At 53.5% G+C, this 17,455-nt stretch carries 13 protein-coding genes; 7 read left to right on the forward strand and 6 right to left on the reverse strand.

The features are described from left to right. Window positions 1-547: 547 nt before the first annotated feature. From dnaK to QQ91_RS11575, 3 genes are all read left to right on the forward strand, one after another. Window positions 548-2,461, forward strand: a complete 1,914-nt coding sequence (gene dnaK / locus QQ91_RS11565) for a molecular chaperone DnaK (RefSeq protein WP_166275234.1) — start codon at window positions 548-550, stop codon at window positions 2,459-2,461. 288 nt (window positions 2,462-2,749) lie between these two features. Beyond that, entirely contained in the window at window positions 2,750-3,109 is a 360-nt protein-coding gene (locus QQ91_RS11570) for a DUF3082 domain-containing protein (RefSeq protein ID WP_166275236.1), read from the forward strand. A gap of 219 nt (window positions 3,110-3,328) precedes the next feature. Continuing rightward, a complete protein-coding gene (locus QQ91_RS11575) occupies window positions 3,329-4,324 on the forward strand; it encodes a phosphoribulokinase (RefSeq protein WP_166275238.1) in 996 nt (331 codons plus the stop codon). Window positions 4,325-4,367: 43 nt separating this feature from the next. Here the strand turns inward: QQ91_RS11575 and QQ91_RS11580 are convergent, their stop codons facing one another. Continuing rightward, entirely contained in the window at window positions 4,368-5,141 is a 774-nt protein-coding gene (locus QQ91_RS11580) for a metallophosphoesterase family protein (protein ID WP_166275240.1), read from the reverse strand. A 342-nt stretch (window positions 5,142-5,483) separates the two neighbouring features. Between QQ91_RS11580 and folB the strand changes: the two genes are divergently transcribed. Continuing rightward, a complete protein-coding gene (gene folB, locus QQ91_RS11585; RefSeq protein WP_166275242.1) occupies window positions 5,484-5,849 on the forward strand; it encodes a dihydroneopterin aldolase in 366 nt (121 codons plus the stop codon). On the opposite strand, the gene def is transcribed toward folB, so the two are convergent. Next, window positions 5,846-6,391 (reverse strand): peptide deformylase, encoded by a 546-nt coding sequence (gene def, locus QQ91_RS11590; protein WP_166275244.1) that lies wholly within the window; start codon window positions 6,389-6,391, stop codon window positions 5,846-5,848. The two genes, folB and def, sit on opposite strands and share 4 nt — an antisense overlap. A 6-nt stretch (window positions 6,392-6,397) precedes the next feature. Then, window positions 6,398-7,456, reverse strand: a complete 1,059-nt coding sequence (argC, locus tag QQ91_RS11595) for an N-acetyl-gamma-glutamyl-phosphate reductase (protein ID WP_166275246.1) — start codon at window positions 7,454-7,456, stop codon at window positions 6,398-6,400. 277 nt (window positions 7,457-7,733) lie between these two features. Here argC and ribBA point away from each other — a divergent pair, with 277 nt between their 5' ends. Together ribBA and ppk1 are read left to right on the forward strand one after the other, a co-directional pair. After that, complete coding sequence (ribBA, locus tag QQ91_RS11600) at window positions 7,734-9,452, forward strand: bifunctional 3,4-dihydroxy-2-butanone-4-phosphate synthase/GTP cyclohydrolase II (protein ID WP_201277092.1); 1,719 nt, start codon at window positions 7,734-7,736, stop codon at window positions 9,450-9,452. Between the two features lie 71 nt (window positions 9,453-9,523). Next, window positions 9,524-11,935: a polyphosphate kinase 1 gene (gene ppk1 / locus QQ91_RS11605; RefSeq protein ID WP_166275248.1), complete on the forward strand. Its 2,412-nt coding sequence runs from the start codon at window positions 9,524-9,526 to the stop codon at window positions 11,933-11,935. Window positions 11,936-11,963: 28 nt separating this feature from the next. On the opposite strand, the gene QQ91_RS11610 is transcribed toward ppk1, so the two are convergent. The 3 genes from QQ91_RS11610 to QQ91_RS11620 all read right to left on the reverse strand — a co-directional run bounded on the left by QQ91_RS11610 (window position 11,964) and on the right by QQ91_RS11620 (window position 16,394). Then, the gene (locus QQ91_RS11610) at window positions 11,964-13,184 is read right to left on the reverse strand and encodes a type II secretion system F family protein (protein WP_166275250.1); all 1,221 of its coding nucleotides are present in this window, start codon (window positions 13,182-13,184) and stop codon (window positions 11,964-11,966) included. An 11-nt stretch (window positions 13,185-13,195) separates the two neighbouring features. Continuing rightward, window positions 13,196-14,326, reverse strand: coding sequence for a type IV pilus twitching motility protein PilT (locus QQ91_RS11615; protein ID WP_166275252.1), 1,131 nt, complete (start codon window positions 14,324-14,326; stop codon window positions 13,196-13,198). A gap of 67 nt (window positions 14,327-14,393) precedes the next feature. Further along, a complete protein-coding gene (locus tag QQ91_RS11620) occupies window positions 14,394-16,394 on the reverse strand; it encodes a GspE/PulE family protein (protein WP_166275254.1) in 2,001 nt (666 codons plus the stop codon). A gap of 349 nt (window positions 16,395-16,743) precedes the next feature. Between QQ91_RS11620 and grpE the strand changes: the two genes are divergently transcribed. Next, entirely contained in the window at window positions 16,744-17,451 is a 708-nt protein-coding gene (gene grpE, locus QQ91_RS11625) for a nucleotide exchange factor GrpE (RefSeq protein WP_201277093.1), read from the forward strand. Window positions 17,452-17,455: the final 4 nt, after the last annotated feature.

Below are 17,455 nucleotides of genomic sequence, written 5' to 3' on the forward strand. Positions count from 1 at the left end.
CCATTGATTGCCCCCCATTATCTGAGGTGCAACCTGAGATCATCAGAATTATTTGGAAAAACTTTCGTTTGTGCACTGAACCTTGACAAAGGATCCCCCAGCGTTTGGACCAGAGAGGATCGGTTAGTGCCCCCTATTGCTTCGGGTGTCCTCAAGGTCAAGCCCATAGATGCCCCTTTACATTGGTAGAAGTCTAGCTCATCCCCCTCAGAAACCGGTGGCATCCGCCTTCCGAAAAAACACTCAGAAAGTAAACACCATCCGTCTGGGGCTGGGACACGAGCTCAGGACCGCCTTGATCGCCTCTATGGGTACTATCCTCACCCTTGGTTCGGTAAATACACCTTCAAGGACGAGGAGCAGGAACCTCACTATAGACAGAGGCTTTCACTGTTTCCAGTGATACTAGGCGTCCGCCGCAAACGTTTGGCCCAGGGTGACAGCTGCGGCTATTACAGTAGGTCTGGGCAAATCCCCAGCAACTGGGAGACTCAGCAGAGACGTTTTGAAATCAGTAAGTAATTCGTTAAGGAGCCTGTAGCATCCTATGGCTAAAGTAGTTGGAATTGACTTGGGAACCACCAACTCCTGCGTTGCGGTAATGGAGGGGGGGAAGCCAACGGTCATCGCAAATGCAGAAGGATTTCGCACCACGCCATCGGTGGTGGCCTTCGCGAAGAATGGCGATCGCCTTGTGGGGCAAATTGCCAAGCGCCAGGCGGTCATGAACCCCGAAAACACCTTCTATTCGGTGAAGCGATTCATTGGGCGACGCTTCGACGAGGTGACCCACGAAACGACGGAAGTGTCCTATGGCGTTTCCAATGTAAGCGGGAACGTGAAGCTGGAATGCCCGGCAGCGGACAAGCAGTTTGCCCCGGAGGAAATTTCTGCCCAGGTGCTGCGCAAGCTGGTGGACGATGCCAGCAAGTACCTCGGCGAGACGATCACCGAAGCTGTGATCACGGTTCCGGCCTACTTCAATGACTCTCAGCGGCAGGCCACCAAAGATGCCGGAAAAATTGCGGGCCTGGAAGTGAAGCGGATCATCAACGAACCCACCGCAGCCTCCCTGGCCTACGGACTGGACAGGAAGAGCAACGAAACCATTCTGGTCTTTGACCTTGGGGGCGGAACCTTCGACGTTTCCATCCTGGAAGTGGGCGACGGCGTTTTTGAGGTTCTCTCAACCTCTGGGGATACCCACTTGGGTGGAGACGACTTCGACAAAAAAATTGTGGACTATCTGGCCGAGGAGTTCCAAAGATCGGAAGGAATTGACCTGCGCAAGGACAAACAGGCCCTGCAACGGCTGACCGAAGCGGCGGAAAAGGCCAAGATTGAGCTCTCTAGCGTCTCCCAAGCCGAGATCAATCTGCCCTTTATCACCGCAACCCAGGATGGACCGAAGCACCTGGATATGACCCTCACCCGCGGCAAATTTGAGGAACTGTGCTCCGATCTCATCGATCGCTGCGCCATCCCCGTGGAGAATGCTCTCAAGGATGCCAAGCTCAACAAGGGAAATATCGACGAAGTGGTCCTCGTGGGAGGATCCACTCGTATCCCAGCGGTGCAAGAAGTGGTCAAGAAGGTGCTGGGGAAAGCGCCTAACCAAACCGTCAACCCTGATGAAGTTGTGGCGGTGGGAGCGGCCATTCAAGCCGGGGTCCTCGCCGGTGAGGTGAAGGATATCCTGCTGTTGGATGTGACACCGCTTTCCTTGGGCGTTGAAACCCTGGGCGGCGTCATGACAAAGCTCATTCCCCGGAACACCACCATTCCCACCAAAAAATCTGAGGTCTTCTCCACCGCCGTGGATGGGCAAACCAACGTTGAAATTCACGTTCTGCAAGGGGAGCGTGAGATGTCTAAGGACAACAAGAGCTTAGGAACCTTCCGGCTCGATGGGATTCCGCCGGCTCCTCGCGGCGTGCCCCAAATTGAGGTCACCTTCGACATTGATGCCAACGGGATTTTGAACGTTACGGCAAAGGATAAGGGATCTGGAAAAGAACAGTCCATCAGCATCACCGGTGCTTCTACCCTCTCCGATGACGAGGTGAGCCGCATGGTTCAAGATGCCGAGCAGAATGCTTCTGTGGACAAGGAGCGTCGGGAAAAAATTGATGCCAAGAACCAGGCCGATGCCTTGGTCTATCAAGCAGAGAAGCAGCTCAGTGACTTTGGCGATAAGGTTTCCGATGCGGACCGATCCAATGCAGAGCGCCTGATCCAGGAGCTGAAGGATGCGATCGCAGCAGAAGACACCGATAAGATCAAGTCCATCACGGAGGAACTGCAGCAAGCCATCTACAAGATCGGAGCTGAAATGTATCAGCAGGGCGGAGCCGCCCCCGATATGGGCACCGGGGCCGCCCCTGATATGGGCGGAGAACCCGCTAGCTCCAGCGGTGCCGATGACGATGTCATTGATGCCGAATTTTCAGAAAGTAAGTAACTAAACCGCCCACAAGGGGGACCTTCCCCTGGATGCGGGACCCCGGTTAATCACTGCCAGCCCCCAGAACTTAAGCTCTGGGGGCTTTTTATTCCGGTGCGGCGGGGGGAGGGAGATGCCGCGAGGGCGAACTGCCCCCGCAGCCCCAGGAGCCTCCTTTGGACTGGTATAGTACAACTGTCTAATGCAACCCACTATCTAGTGCACCCCACTATGGAGCCCAACCGTGGAGCGCCCATGGGCGACGTCTCTGGCTCCCGACCTGTCGTAAGGATAAATTTATCGTCGATGACCGAGCCAGCCCCCCAGCCCCCCAGCCCACAGCCGCCTAACCGCGACCTGGATCCGCCTAATCCAGCGGCAGACGCCCCGCTTTCTCCCCTACGTCCCCTTGGGGGCGCATTGATTGCCGGGTTCTTAGGGGTTTTGCTCTATCGGCTCACCCAATCCATTGCCCTCTCCTTTGCCACCCATCCCAGTCTCTCCAGCAGTCAATTTTCCCAAAATATTTCCGCAGCCGTGCGCACCCTGGTGGTTGGAGTGAGTGCCATGGCAACGGGGCTGTTCAGCCTAGCAGCTTTAGGCCTGCTGGCGTTGACTATTCAGATTTTCCTGCAACACCTGGGCAACTCCAAGCAGCAATCCTAGGATATGGGTCCTCGGCGATGCGCAAACCTAAAATTCTGTCCGATCAGGACCGATCAGGACCGATCCGTCCCCACCAGATCCCCCCAGCAAGATTACGTAGAAACTACCATTTTTCGGTAATATCTATAAGGGATTAGGGAGCCTAGCAACGTTTTCCTACAGGGAATAGCGTCAAGGTCATCTACTGCATGAAGTTAGAGTTAAGAGGGAAACGGAGTTATGATCAGTAAACCTGAGCGAGTGATTCTAATCGGGGTTGCCGGAGATTCTGGATGTGGCAAATCAACTTTTTTGCGTCGATTAGAAGATCTATTCGGGGAGCAGTTCATGACGGTGATTTGTCTCGATGACTATCACAGCCTTGATCGATATCAGCGCAAGGAAACTGGCATTACGGCCCTAGACCCCCGGGCCAACAACTTTGATTTGATGTATGAGCAGATCAAGGCCCTCAAGTCAGGCCAGGCCATTGACAAACCCATTTACAACCATGAAACCGGGCGCATTGACCCCCCGGAAAGGATTGAACCCAATCATGTCGTTGTCATTGAAGGTCTCCATCCCCTGCACGATGAGCGGGTTCGCGGACTCCTTGACTTCAGCGTCTATTTAGACATCAGCGATGAGGTCAAAATTGCCTGGAAAATCCAGCGCGATATGGCTGAACGCGGCCATTCCTACGATGATGTCTTAGCCTCAATTAATGCCAGACGACCAGACTTCGAAGCCTATATTGATCCTCAGAAAAAATACGCCGACGTCGTTATCCAGATCCTACCGACCCAGCTCGTGAAAGAGGAAAAGGTGGGTGGCATTTTGCGCGTTCGTCTCATTCAAAAGGATGGGGTCAGCGGCTTCGAACCGGTCTATCTTTTCGATGAAGGATCCACCATTAACTGGATTCCCTGTGGCCGGAAGTTAACCTGCTCCTATCCCGGTATCAAACTGGCCTATGGACCGGATGAATACTATGGCAACAGCGTTTCGGTCTTGGAGGTGGATGGGCAGTTTGAAAAGCTCGATGAAGTCATCTACATTGAAAGTCACCTGAGTAACACCAGCACCAAACATTACGGTGAGATGACAGAGCTCCTGCTCAAGCACAAAGACTACCCAGGATCCAACAACGGATCAGGTTTATTTCAAGTGCTTACGGGTCTAAAAATGAGGGCGACCTATGATCGGCTCGTTTCTCAAGCCGCCGTGGCCCATTAATTCAAGCCCCAGAGAATCTAGTGCCTAATCCCTGCCCATACGTTCAAAAACTAGTGTGCAGGGATTGGGGATAGATCGATGCCAGGGCGGCTTCCAGGGCTAAGACCTGGGTTTGGTGGCTAAACACATTCACCTGGTAAACCTGTTGGTCCAAGACATCTAAGGCCGTGAGCCAACCACTCTTAGGGTGATACACACCCGTGTCGATTCCCAGCCAGCCCGTTCCCTGGGCCACTTGCCCCGGTCCCACATTGGGAAGGGTGAAGGTAATAGTATGCCCGGTGATAATGGTTTTATGTTCAAAATAGGGGCGAGACATGCGATGGAACTCGTGACGAATCCAGCAAAACTCCTCTGAGGTTTGCTGATCTAGCTTTTTGTGGGGGTGAACCCCCGCGTGAACCAGCCAGTAGTCTCCCAGGTCCAGATATAGGGGAAGGGTTTCTAGCCAGGCGATATGTCCCTGGATCTGAGCCGAGGACGAATAGCTCTCCAGGGTTTGCCGCCCCCCGCAGGTAACCCAAAGCTGAAAGGCCATGAAATCATGATCAGCCGGGTTGCAAGCTGCAATCATCAGCTCCTCGTGGTTCCCCCGCAGAGACTGGTAGCCGCTGCTCTTAACGAATTCAACAACTTGGTAGCTTTTAGGTCCTCGGTCAACGAGATCGCCCAGGAAATATAGCTCATCGGCTGAGGTCGGCTGAATCAGGTCAATCAGTCGCATTAAGCCGTCATAGTGCCCGTGAACATCGCCAATCACCACCCTTCTCCCAGGTTTTGGGGGAGGTTTCTCCGAAGTGAGCTGCGAACCAGGCATAGGAACAATCGTTAGAACAGTAGGTTAAAATCGGCGCGGGGTGGGGAACTTAGCTGAGCAGGGAAGCGCAGGCTGCGCCCTTATTATTCCCTAGGGGGAAGTCCAAGAAAACACCTAGAACGTGATTTGCTGAACGTTATTCGCTACGTTTGCTTGGGATCTGGCTTAAGCGGTTCTAAATCCATAGCCATGAATCGGGTCCGCGCCCCCGGGGCCAGTTTTTGTAGTGCTTGCACGCTCCTCCGGTGTCCCGCTGATTCTAGCAGGAATCCCGAGGGATCTGGCGATCGCCAGGGTCATCAACCCCTTCAGGGCTCCTCTATAATTCTATGGAATAATTCTATGGACAAAATTCACATCCGCGATATCCGGGGCTATGGCTATGTGGGCTATTTTGAAGCCGAAAAAATTCTGGGGCAGTGGTTTCGAGTTCACCTAACCCTGGAGACAGATCTCAGCCTTGCTGCCCACAGCGACCAGATCCAGGATACGATGGACTACCGAGACATCATCCAAAGGACGCAGCACCTGATCACGTCTCACCGGAGCAATCTTATTGAGAGCCTGGCCCTGGCCATCCTAGATCAGATCTTCTTGGAATCACCTAGGGTCCAAGGAGTTACCCTGACCTTAATTAAGGAGGCTCCCCCCATTCCCAACTTTGGCGGCTCGGTGGCCATTGAACTGACCCGTCATCGCCAACCCTAACCCGCAACAGGCCCCCATTCCTCCTGTTTGAAATAGTCCGACTCGCTCATAACCTGCTCCGAATTAATGTGATCTAGGAACACTTTTCCCAGGAGATGATCACACTCGTGTTGAATAATACGCGCCACAAAGCCATCAAAGGACTGACAATGAAACCTTCCGGCAAGATCGCAGTACTCCACCGTCACCGCCTGGAATCGCGGCACGGAGCCCCGTAAACCCGGCACACTCAAGCAGCCTTCCCATCCGGTCACCTGATTCGGTGAGCGTTCCACAATGCAGGGGTTAATCATGGGCAGAGGCGGCATGGAAGGAGCGGTGGGATAGCGCAGGGTGGGACGGGAGGCCACAATAATAATCTGCAGTGAAACACCCACCTGCGGGGCCGCAATGCCAACGCCAGCGTGGGACTCCATGAGCGCCTGCATCTGGCGAACCGTGGCTTGAAGCGCGGGCGATAGGGGCAGGGAAACCGGTGCCGCGATCGCCCGCAGGATCGGGTTTCCCAGTTGAACAATCGGGTTGGATGGAGGCAGGGTCATGGTGAGCTATGGATAAAATGACAGGTCAGGCAACCCCTCCGTTTCGTCCCAGCCCATTCTGAGGTTGAGTGCCTGAAGGGCTTGGCCAGCCTGACCTTTCATGAGGTTGTCAATGGCAGACAAAACAATCACCCGTCCGGTGCGCTCATCCAGCTCAATTCCAAGGTAGCAGGCGTTGGTTCCCCAGGCCCACTTGGTCGATGGATAAATTCCGCTCGGCAACAGCCGCACCCAGGGGGATTGACGGTAAAAGGCCCGGTAAATCGTTAAGATGTCCTCCCGCACCAGACCCGGATCGCGCATCGTACAGTAAACGGTGGCCAAAATACCGCGCGTCATCGGAATCAGGTGGGGCGTAAACTGCAAGATAACGTTCTGGCCCGCTAAGGTGGAGGCAACCTCCTCAATTTCCGGGGTATGGCGATGATGGGCAATCCCATAGGCTGATAGGGTATTGTCACATTCGGAATGAAGCAAATGCAGCTTTTCCTGACGTCCACCGCCCGAGGTGCCAGACTTGGCATCAATGACCACGCTCTCTAACTGAATCAATCCCTGTTTCAGGAGGGGAGCCAGGGCTAACAAGCTAGCGGTGGGGTAGCAGCCAGGGCAGCCAATTAAATTAGCCGTGGCAATGCGATCGCGAAACAGCTCAGGCAGGCCATACACGGCTTCCTGGGCCACACTATGGTCTGAACGGGCAGATTTGTACCAGGTTTCGTAGGTCTGCAAATTTCGAAACCGATAATCTGCGGACAGATCAAACACGATGCAGCCTTTTTCCAACAGCGTCGGGGCCATGCCCTGAGCCAGGCCATTGGGGAGCGCTAAAAAGACCACTTTGGCACGCTCCGCAATAACATCGAGATCAATGGGTTCAATCACTTGATCCACAAATGGGGCCAGTTGGGGATACAGATCCGTAAAGGATCGGCCCGCACTACTGTTGCCCCCTAAGTAGGTCAGGGCAATGCGCGGATGGGCGTGCAGAAGCCGCACCAGTTGCACACCGCCGTATCCCGAGGCCCCCACAATTGCCACCGACAGTTTTGACTCAGTCCCCATTCAACCCACCTTAATTTGTGCAACCGGTTTGTGTTACCCGACTATCCTAGACGGTTAAGCCAAAATTATACTAAGGCTCTGGCCGGGATGCTTGAGTTCATTGCCAAAGAAATCTAGACCCTAGATCGCATCGGTCGAATCGCACCTTTGCTGCGCCGGGGCGTTAGCCCATCAAGGACCGGTATCCCTTGAGTTGTCCCAAGGGGCTGAAAACCCTCTGCAAAAACGAATAAGATTGGGATAGGAGACATTTATAAAAGTTAACGGTATTGTTCACTTGACTAACGACTACAGTTCCACTGATGAAATTCGCGATGAAATTCGCTTTGACTCGATCGAAGCAGCCCTAGCAGAACTCAAGGCGGGTCATGCCATCATCGTGGTTGATGATGAAAATCGCGAGAATGAAGGTGATTTGGTCTGCGCGGCTCAGTTTGTTACGCCGGAGATGATCAACTTCATGGCGGTGAACGCCAGGGGCTTGATCTGCCTGGCGATGACCGGGGAGCGATTGGATGAGCTTGATCTGCCCCTCATGGTCAGCAACAACACCGATAGCAACCAAACGGCCTTCACCCTCAGCATTGACGCCGGACCGCAAATGGGGGTCACCACCGGAATTTCAGCAGAGGATCGGGCCAGAACCATTCAGGTGGCCATTAACGCGGCAACCAAACCCGAGGATCTCCGTCGGCCTGGCCATATTTTTCCGATTCGAGCGAAGGCGGGCGGTGTACTTGAGCGGGCGGGTCATACCGAATCTGCCATTGATCTCAACCAGCTGGCCGGCCTATACCCGGCGGGGATTATCTGTGAAATTCAAAACCCCGATGGTTCCATGGCGCGGCTGGCCGAGCTGATGGCCTACGCCAAAGATCACCAGCTCAAGATCATCAGCATTGCCGATCTCATTAGCTATCGTCTTCAGCATGAACGGTTTGTCCATCGGGAAACCGTTGCAGACATGCCCACTGAGTTTGGTCAGTTTCAAATTTATGCTTACCGCAATGCCCTGGACAACTCAGACCATGTGGCGATTGTGAAGGGAAATCCGGAAAACTTTGCGGACCAGGCAGTGATGGTGCGGGTCCATTCGGAATGCCTGACGGGAGATGCGATTGGATCGCTGCGCTGTGACTGCCGCATGCAGCTTCAGGCGGCACTCAAAATGATCGAATCGGCAGGAGAGGGCGTAGTGGTCTATCTGCGCCAGGAGGGTCGCGGCATTGGCCTTATTAACAAGCTCAAGGCCTATTCATTGCAGGATATGGGCCTGGACACCGTTGAAGCCAACGAACGACTTGGATTTCCTGCTGATTTACGCAATTACGGCGTTGGCGCCCAGATCCTCAATGATCTAGGCATTCATAAAATTCGTCTGATCACCAATAATCCGCGCAAGATTGCCGGGCTGAAAGGGTATGGCCTGGAGGTGGTCGATCGCGTGCCGCTGCTCATCGAAGCCACGCCCTATAATATGACTTATCTCACCACCAAGGCAGAGAAGCTAGGCCACCTGCTGCTGCAAACCTATCTGGTCACGGTGGCCCTCCAATGGGTGGAGGAGAACCTAGAGATTCAGCAGCGCTACCATCGGCTGGAAAAGATTCGTCAAATTGCCCGCAATAGTCACCTCCTCGTCCAAGAGGAAACTCGCCCGGTGGCCACGGCCCTGTTTGAAAATCCTGATCTGATCGTGCACATTGGCTTTGATCAACCTAATGTGGCAGATCCCACCTGGTTTAAGCAACCACAGCATCCCTACCGCCAGGCGATCGCCCATATCATCAAGGCTCTGAGCCAATGGTCTACCATTCAAACCCTAGAATTTTTGGTCACTCCCGGCATGGACGCGTTGAAAATGCTGCAGGTCCAGCTCGACCGGACTCAGTTAACAGCAGAGGCGCTGGCGGACCTGGGCAGCTATCCCTTGGAGACGCAAGTCATCTATGGACTACATCCTCAATCACTTAACCCAGGTAAAGTGTCCCCGTAAACTCCCCCCGGTCCGTCTTTTGGGCGGAGGGCCTGAGTTGTTTCGTCATCACTACCTCAAGGAGATCTACCATGGGTTCTGCTACCGTTCGCATCTATCAACTGGCTCAAGAGCTACAGGTTTCCTCGGCCCAGGTCCTTGAGACCTGTCGAAGGCTGAAGATTCCGGTGACCACGGCCAGTAGCTCCATCTCCCAGACTGAGGCGGAGCAGGTCCGAGCCCAAGCAACTCCGGATCTACATCGCAATGGTTCTCCCTTGCTAGAGTCAGAGCCCGCAGAGGATTCCAGCAGCCTTTCCCCGGCAGCGATTCAAAATATCCTGGATCAGCCCAATTTGTTTTTAAATCGTGAATTGAGCTGGCTTTGGTTCAATGAGCGCGTACTGCATGAAGCCTTTGACGATCGCACCCCCTTGCTGGAGAAGCTTAAGTTCCTGGCTATTTTTAGCACCAATCTAGACGAATATTTCATGGTGAGAGTGGCCGGACTTAAACAACAGGTGGAGGCTCAAGTCACCCAGCGGTCTCGGGACGGACTCACACCCGAGCAGCAACTGGAAGCCATCCGCCACGAGTTGCTGCCCCAGGTAGTTCGTCAGCACCAGTACTTCACCCAGGATCTTCGTTTGGCCCTAGAACAGGAGGGAATCTTAATTCGAGACTATCAAGATTTAGGTCCCGAGCAGACCTACTATCTATTGCAGTACTTTAGAACTCAAATTTTTCCGGTTCTGACCCCCCTTGCCGTTGACCCAAGCCATCCGTTTCCCTATATTTCCAACCTCAGCCTTAATCTGGCGGTGGTCGTGACCGATTCTCAATCTGGTGAGCCTCACTTCGCCCGCATTAAAGTTCCCGATAAGCTGCCAAGGTTTGTTCAGCTTCCAACCTCAGATCTAGCCAGCACGGAGGGTGCAATTCACTGGTGTGGGATATCCATCGAGCAGGTAATCTCCCAACATCTGCAAGACCTGTTTCCAGGGATGAATATTGAGGGCAGCTACCTATTTCGCATTACCCGAAATTCGGATATTGCCCTAGAGGAAGATGAAGCGGATGATCTGCTGCTCGCCATTGAAGAAGAGCTGCGTAAACGCCGCTTTGGATCAGTGGTTCGCCTTGAGGTCTTAGCCGGAATGCCCGCCAATATCTTGCAATCCCTCAAGCAGGATCTAGATTTAGGAGATATTGACATCTACGAGGTTGAGGGACTGGTGCGACTCAATGACCTCTTTTCCCTCGCGGCCTTAAATCTTCCCCATCTCAAGTATGAGCCTTGGTCCCCCGTGGTGCCGACCCGGCTGGCAAACCTGAAGCCGTTACGAAGCAGCTCCAATTCTCCCCTGAGCAGCACCAGCGTGGTCGCCAAGGGACGGGAGGAGGGTCAGAGTATTTTTGATATCATCCAGGACCGCGATTTGTTAACCCATCATCCCTACGATTCCTTTAGCGCTTCGGTCCAGCGGTTTGTTGAAGAAGCAGCCTACGACCCTGATGTGATTACGATTAAGATGACCCTGTACCGCACCTCGGGAGATTCCATGATTGTGTCTCCCATCGTCAGTGCCCTGATTGCAGCGGCCGAGAATGGCAAGCAGGTGGTGGTGCTGGTGGAGCTAAAGGCCCGCTTTGATGAGGAGAACAATATCCTCTGGGCTCGGCAACTGGAGCAGGTGGGCGTCCATGTAGTCTACGGGGTAGTGGGGCTCAAAACCCACACAAAAATTGCGCTGGTGGTGCGGCGAGAAGGCCCGATGATTCGACGTTATTGCCATATCGGTACGGGAAACTACAACCCGAAAACCGCACGCCTGTACACGGATCTAGGACTTTTTACGTGCAATGACGAAATTGGGGCCGATCTAACGGATTTGTTTAACTATCTCACCGGATATTCCCGCCAGCATGCCTATCGGAGGTTGCTGGTGGCTCCCCACAATCTCCGCGATCGCATGATGACCCTCATTCAGCAAGAAATTGAGCATCAACAGCAGGGACGGGGGGGAAGAATCATTGCCAAAATGAATTCTCTCATCGACTCCAAGCTGATTGCAGCCCTTTATCTGGCCTCCCAAGCTGGGGTGAAGGTCGATTTAATTGTGAGGGGCATCTGTAGTCTAATTCCGGGCATCCCTGAATTTAGCGAGAATATTCGCGTCATTAGCATTATTGGACGCTTTCTAGAGCACGATCGCATCTTTTACTTTCACAACTGCGGGGCTCCCCACGTGTTTATGGGCAGCGCAGACTGGCGTCCCAGAAACCTAGATCGCCGGGTTGAAGCGGTGGTTCCCATCTACAGCAGCGATCTGGCCCAATATCTTAAACAACTGCTAGATATCTTCCTCAGTGACAATCGCCAGGCCTGGAAACTGACCCCCAACGGAACCTATACCCAGCAGCATCCCCAGCCTGGAGAGCCAGAGAGAGCCACCCATGTGCTACTCATGCAGCTTGCCCAGCAGCGATCGCACAATTTCTAAATCCTCTGCCATAGCTTCCGCCTGACCCCTAGGCCACCAGATCGAAGATCTTGAACATGGGTAGGTACATCGCCACCAGAATTGAGCCAACCATGCCCCCGAGGACCACAATCATAAGGGGTTCAATGATGCTGGTTAAGGCCTTAACAGCCTGTTCCACCTCATCTTCGTAGAAATCAGCCACCTTCATGAGCATTTTATCGATTTCCCCCGTCTCTTCCCCCACATTAATCATCTGAGTCGCCAGGGGCGGAAATACCTTCTCTTTCTGAAGCGCTAAACTGAGCATGCCGCCCCCCTGCACTTCCTTACGCGCCTCATTCACCGCATTTGAAATCACTTGATTTCCAGCGGTATCTCGCACGATTTCCAGGGAGGTCAAAATGGGAACCCCCGAGCGAGACAGAGAGCCAAAGGTGCGGCAGAAGCGAGCAACGGCTGTTTTCTGGATAAGATCTCCAAACAGCGGGAGTTTCAGCATGAATCGGTCAATATTCAAACGTCCAGAGGGGGTTTTGTAATATTGGGCGAGTAAAATTGAAGCCCCCACAAAAAAAGCAATCGAGATGAATCCGTAGAGAGGATTTCTCAAAAACTCGCTGAGGTTAACCATCAATTGGGTAAAGGGAGGCAGACTCCCACCCAACTGCTTAAAGATGCCATCAAACACAGGAATCAGGAAAATGACCATTCCTAAAAAGATGGTGACCGCAATGATAGTCACAATCACAGGATAGGCTAGGGCCGAACGAATTTGATTGCTCAAGCGCGCTTGATCTTCTAGCAGCTTGGAGAGACGATTGAGAACTTCATCGAGAACCCCACCGGTCTCGCCCGCCTGAATCATCGCCACGTACAGTTGGTCAAAGGCCTGGGGATGGGGACGCATCGCATCGGAAAGGGACATCCCCTGCTGCACGTTGGTATTAATCTGCAGCAGAATTTTTTTCAACTTGGGGTTGCGGCATTGCTCAGCCATGACGCCCAATCCCCGGACCAAGGCAACCCCCGCATTCACTAGGGCAGCAAACTGACGGGAAAACAGGGCCTTATCCTTCACCGTGATCTTATTGAGAAAGCTCAAATCAATTTCCGACCCGGCGCTAAACCCCTGAGATTCCTTGATTTCAAGGATCTGGAGTCCACGTTTCGACAGGTTCGTGCGAGCCTCGCGGGCAGAGCTAGCGGTAACTTTTTGCTGGCGAGAGCGCCCTTGGGCATCTCGGGCTTTAATGACGTATGTGGGCATTTTGCTTCTCTTTAACGACGACGATAAGTCGAGTTCATGGCTTTTTCAGGCGCTGCCACCCCAACAGGGCCAGCCCCAATCAGACGCTGAAGTTCGTCAGCTCGGGAGGTTTTCGACATGGCAGATTCAAAGGAAATGGCGCCGGCTTTGTACAACTCAGCCAGCACCTTCTCCAGAGTGACCATACTGAGTTTGCCCCCAGTTTGGATGGCGGAATAAATCTGAGAGGTCTTTCCTTCCCGAATCAGGTTGGCGATCGCGGGGGTAACCACCATAATTTCCTGAGCAAGCACCCGTCCAAACTCTCCGGGCTTGGGGTTCATCCGCGGCACCAGGGTTTGGCTGAACACTGCCACTAAGGAGTTAGAAAGCTGAACGCGAACCTGAGTCTGCTGTTCTGGAGGAAAAACGTCCACCATTCTATCGACCGTTTGGGCAGCCGAACTGGTGTGCAGGGTGCCAAATACCAGGTGCCCCGTTTCGGCAGCGGTGATGGCTAGCTGAATGGTTTCCAAATCCCGTAGCTCCCCCACCAGGACCACATCTGGATCTTCTCGCAGGGCGGCGCGCAGCGCATTGGCAAAGCTCTTAGTATCTTCCCCCACCTGTCGCTGGTGGATGATACTTTTCAGCGGCTCGTAGACAAATTCAATGGGATCTTCCACGGTGAGAATATGCTCGGCCCGCGTCATGTTGATGTTATTGATCATTGAGGCCAAGGTTGTGGATTTCCCAGACCCGGTGGGTCCCGTGACGAGAATCAGTCCTCGAGGCTTTTCAGACATTTCGCGAACAATATTGGGCAGCCCTAGAGCCTCAATGGTGGGAATCTTCGAGCTAAGGGCACGCAAAGCCGCCGCGTAGGTGCCGCGGTCCTTGTAAACATTCACCCGAAAGCGCGCCAGGCCGCGCACTCCATAGGAGCAATCCAATTCCCAGGTTTGCTCCAGGGTTTTACGCTGGGTATTGTTGAGCATGCTAAAAATCAGGCGCTGGCACTGCTCAGGACTCAAGGGGGGATAATCCGTTGGCGTCAACTTGCCATTAATGCGGATGTAGGGCGGTAAACCCGCCGAGAGATGCAAATCTGATCCCCCCCGCTCAACAACTTCCTCCATCAAGTCTTCAATCATGTAGTCCATGGTTATCCTCCCAAAATTTGCTTAAACGCTAATATTGTCATCCCGGCCTGAGAGTGGGGCTAGCCCTCTATTCTTCAAACCGCGGCGTCAGGCAGAACGGGCACTCGAGCCACTCCTGCTGAAGAGTGGCTTCACACACGCGACAGGTTAAGGAACTTTTCCGCTTGGCCTTGAGTTCGGACTCTAGGCCGCTATCGGTAAAGGTGACCCGCTCAACCTCTTCCAAGGTGGTCATGCCCTGCTTCACCAGGTTGAGGCTATAGGCCAAGAGGGTCTGCATGCCCTCCTCCACCGCCACCTCCTTAATGCGTTCCGTCGGGGCCCCCTCTGTGATCAGCGACTGCAGGTTTTCAGTGATCTGCATAATTTCATAGACCCCGCAACGGCCGCGATACCCCACCCCTTTACAGGTGGGGCACACCTGGGAGGTGGATGAATGTTTCATGTCCTCAGGCGTTAGGGTGTTGGCCCGATACAAGGTGATATCGGTTCCCGCAGAAACCGTCAATCCAAAGCGAGCCAGTTCATCGGAACTCGGTTGATAGGGAATGCGACAGTCCGTGCACACTCGCCGCACCAGACGCTGAGCCACCACGCCAATCAAGGAGGCAGACACCATGAAGGGTTCAACATCCATCTCCGACAGACGCGCAATGGCGCTAGCGGCATCGTTGGTATGAAGCGTGGTCAAAACCAGGTGACCGGTCAAGGCCGCTTCGATGGCAGTTTTAGCGGTTTCCTTATCCCGCGTCTCACCCACCAGAATCACGTCGGGATCTTGCCGCAGAAAGGCCCGCAAAATGGAGGCAAAATCCATCCCCTTTTCCCGAATCACCTGCACCTGGGTGAGCCCCGGCAGCGTATATTCAATGGGATCTTCTGCGGTACAAATGTTAACTCCGGGGTCGTTACGCTCGCTCAAGGCGGAGTAAAGCGTGGTGGTTTTACCCGACCCTGTCGGCCCTGTGACCAAAATCAGTCCAAAGGGGCGCTTCACCATTTCCTGAACAATCGAGAGCCAATCTGGATCAGAGATCAGCTTATCGAGCCCCAACTCGGTGACGCTGTTGTCTAAAATCCGCAAAACCACTTTCTCGCCGTAGCGCGAAGGAATGGTATTGACCCGAAAATCAATTTTTCGGCCCTGGAAGGATCGGCGGATTCGTCCGTCTTGGGGCAGCCGTCGCTCTGCAATGTCAAGGTTGGCAATAATCTTAAAGCGAGAGATGACCGCTGGGATAATTTTTTTGGGGAGCGGGTCAAAAATCTCTTGCAATACGCCATCTTTGCGAAAGCGAATGCGCAACTCCCCGTCTTGGGGCTCGATGTGAATATCGGACACCTTTTCCTGCAGAGCCTTGGCCAGAATTTTATTCACCAGACTAATGATGGGAGCTGAGTCGGCATCTTGCAGAGCCTCATCTAGATTCGAATCCCCATCTTCATCCTCTAGCTCCTGGAGATCACCAAAGCCCTCCAGGTCCTTAGAGAGGTCAATATCCTTAGCCGCCGCCGATTTATCCTGATTGGCCGCCTCTCGATCTAGATAGGGTTGAATGAGCTTTTGGTAGTCATCCGCGGTAATCACCATGCGGCGCAGGGAGAGCTGCTTCGGCCTGAGTATCCGTCCCAAGTCATCCAGGGCACGCAGGTTGTCCGGATCCACCATCGCCACCAGAATATCGGGGGGATCGCGTTCCTCATGGAGGGAAATGGGCACCAGTTGGTGACGACGACACAGCTCCAGCGGGAGCAGCTGATTAATTAAAGACTCAATTTGGTCGGTGGAAATCTCGCGCAGCTCTGGGTCCAGGGAGTCAACGCCGTAGATAATCTTCAGCTCAAAGAGCTGCTGACGCTTATACTGCCGAATCAGCTCCGGGGAAAGCTCGCGTCCAGTAATTCTCTGGATAATTTCAATCAGCGATCGCCCCGTTTGCCGACTTTCCAAAGTCGCCTGCCGCATCTCATCTTGATTCAGAAACCCCGTCTCAATCAGCTTGTTGCCAAACGGAGAGAAATTCTGACGAGTGATCAGAGCACGACGGGAAGAAGAAGAATGGGTCATAGTCTGTTGAGCACCAAGGACTTTTTAAATGGGTGAATTGAATGGGTGAGCGATAATTCCATCGGAACATTGAGCGGAGTGAGAGGCTACGAACATTCCTGCCCATTGTCTCCATTTTGCCTTACCTAAAAGATTGCCCATATTGGGCTTCTTTTCTGACAATCTTGGAGGAGTCTCGGAAACTTGTCCACTTTTGAGTGGGAATGGGCAAAATGAGTGAGGCGAGGCAAAACTGACAGGACTCAACTCAAAAAAGGCTCCTCAGGTGAGGGAAGCCCCCCTAAACGGATGGCTTTACTATATATATAGTCTTTAATGTTGAAACTGCACTCAAGGATGAATGAATCGAATGAATGAGGAATCAACCCCTATCGACAATTTAGCCACCGAAACAGAGCTATCTGCGGAGGAAACGATGCACTCACCTGCGGATATGGAGCATCCGGTCGCCCCCGAAGCCTCTCAGGGGGAAGAGCCCGCCATGACCGTTGACCCAGTCGATACACCCCCGAGTCCAGAGCCGCCCTCGGCATTATCCGAGGAGCTAACGTCAGTCAAGCTACAGCTAGAGGATCGCACTGGTCAGTACATGCGCCTAGCCGCAGACTTTGACAATTATCGCAAGCGGACCACCAAGGAGAAGGCCGAGTTCGAGGCGCGGGCAAAGTGCAACACCATTATTGAACTGTTGCCCGTGATTGATAACTTTGAACGGGCACGATCCCAAATCAAGCCGCAAACCGAGGGGGAAAGCAATATTCACAAAAGCTACCAGGGCATCTACAAACAGCTAGTGGACTGTTTAAAGAAGCTGGGGGTTTCTCCCATGCGGGCCGAAGGAGAGCTGTTTGATCCCAACCTCCACGAGGCGGTCATGCGAGAGCCCACCAGCGAATATCCGGAAGATACCGTTATTGAGGAATTGCGGCGAGGGTATATTTTAGGTGATCAGGTGATTCGTCATGCCATGGTTCGGGTTGCGGCCCCCACTGAAACAGACAGCCATGAGGCCGACTCCGCAGAAGTCTCTGAAAGCTCCCAAGAAGCTCAGGCCTAGGGAC

This window comes from Lyngbya confervoides BDU141951, from assembly GCF_000817775.3.
Classification (GTDB): Bacteria; Cyanobacteriota; Cyanobacteriia; order Thermosynechococcales; family Thermosynechococcaceae; genus Lyngbya; species Lyngbya confervoides.

Excerpts from the sequence above, each read along its gene's own strand:
- dnaK (WP_166275234.1), top strand. The coding sequence starts at position 548 with ATGGCTAAAGTAGTTGGAATTGACTTGGGAACCACCAACTCCTGCGTT.
- QQ91_RS11570 (WP_166275236.1), top strand. The coding sequence starts at position 2,750 with ATGACCGAGCCAGCCCCCCAGCCCCCCAGCCCACAGCCGCCTAACCGC.
- QQ91_RS11575 (WP_166275238.1), top strand. The coding sequence starts at position 3,329 with ATGATCAGTAAACCTGAGCGAGTGATTCTAATCGGGGTTGCCGGAGAT.
- QQ91_RS11580 (WP_166275240.1), bottom strand. The coding sequence starts at position 5,141 with ATGCCTGGTTCGCAGCTCACTTCGGAGAAACCTCCCCCAAAACCTGGG.
- folB (WP_166275242.1), top strand. The coding sequence starts at position 5,484 with ATGGACAAAATTCACATCCGCGATATCCGGGGCTATGGCTATGTGGGC.
- def (WP_166275244.1), bottom strand. The coding sequence starts at position 6,391 with ATGACCCTGCCTCCATCCAACCCGATTGTTCAACTGGGAAACCCGATC.
- argC (WP_166275246.1), bottom strand. The coding sequence starts at position 7,456 with ATGGGGACTGAGTCAAAACTGTCGGTGGCAATTGTGGGGGCCTCGGGA.
- ppk1 (WP_166275248.1), top strand. The coding sequence starts at position 9,524 with ATGGGTTCTGCTACCGTTCGCATCTATCAACTGGCTCAAGAGCTACAG.
- QQ91_RS11610 (WP_166275250.1), bottom strand. The coding sequence starts at position 13,184 with ATGCCCACATACGTCATTAAAGCCCGAGATGCCCAAGGGCGCTCTCGC.
- QQ91_RS11615 (WP_166275252.1), bottom strand. The coding sequence starts at position 14,326 with ATGGACTACATGATTGAAGACTTGATGGAGGAAGTTGTTGAGCGGGGG.
- QQ91_RS11620 (WP_166275254.1), bottom strand. The coding sequence starts at position 16,394 with ATGACCCATTCTTCTTCTTCCCGTCGTGCTCTGATCACTCGTCAGAAT.
- grpE (WP_201277093.1), top strand. The coding sequence starts at position 16,744 with ATGAATGAGGAATCAACCCCTATCGACAATTTAGCCACCGAAACAGAG.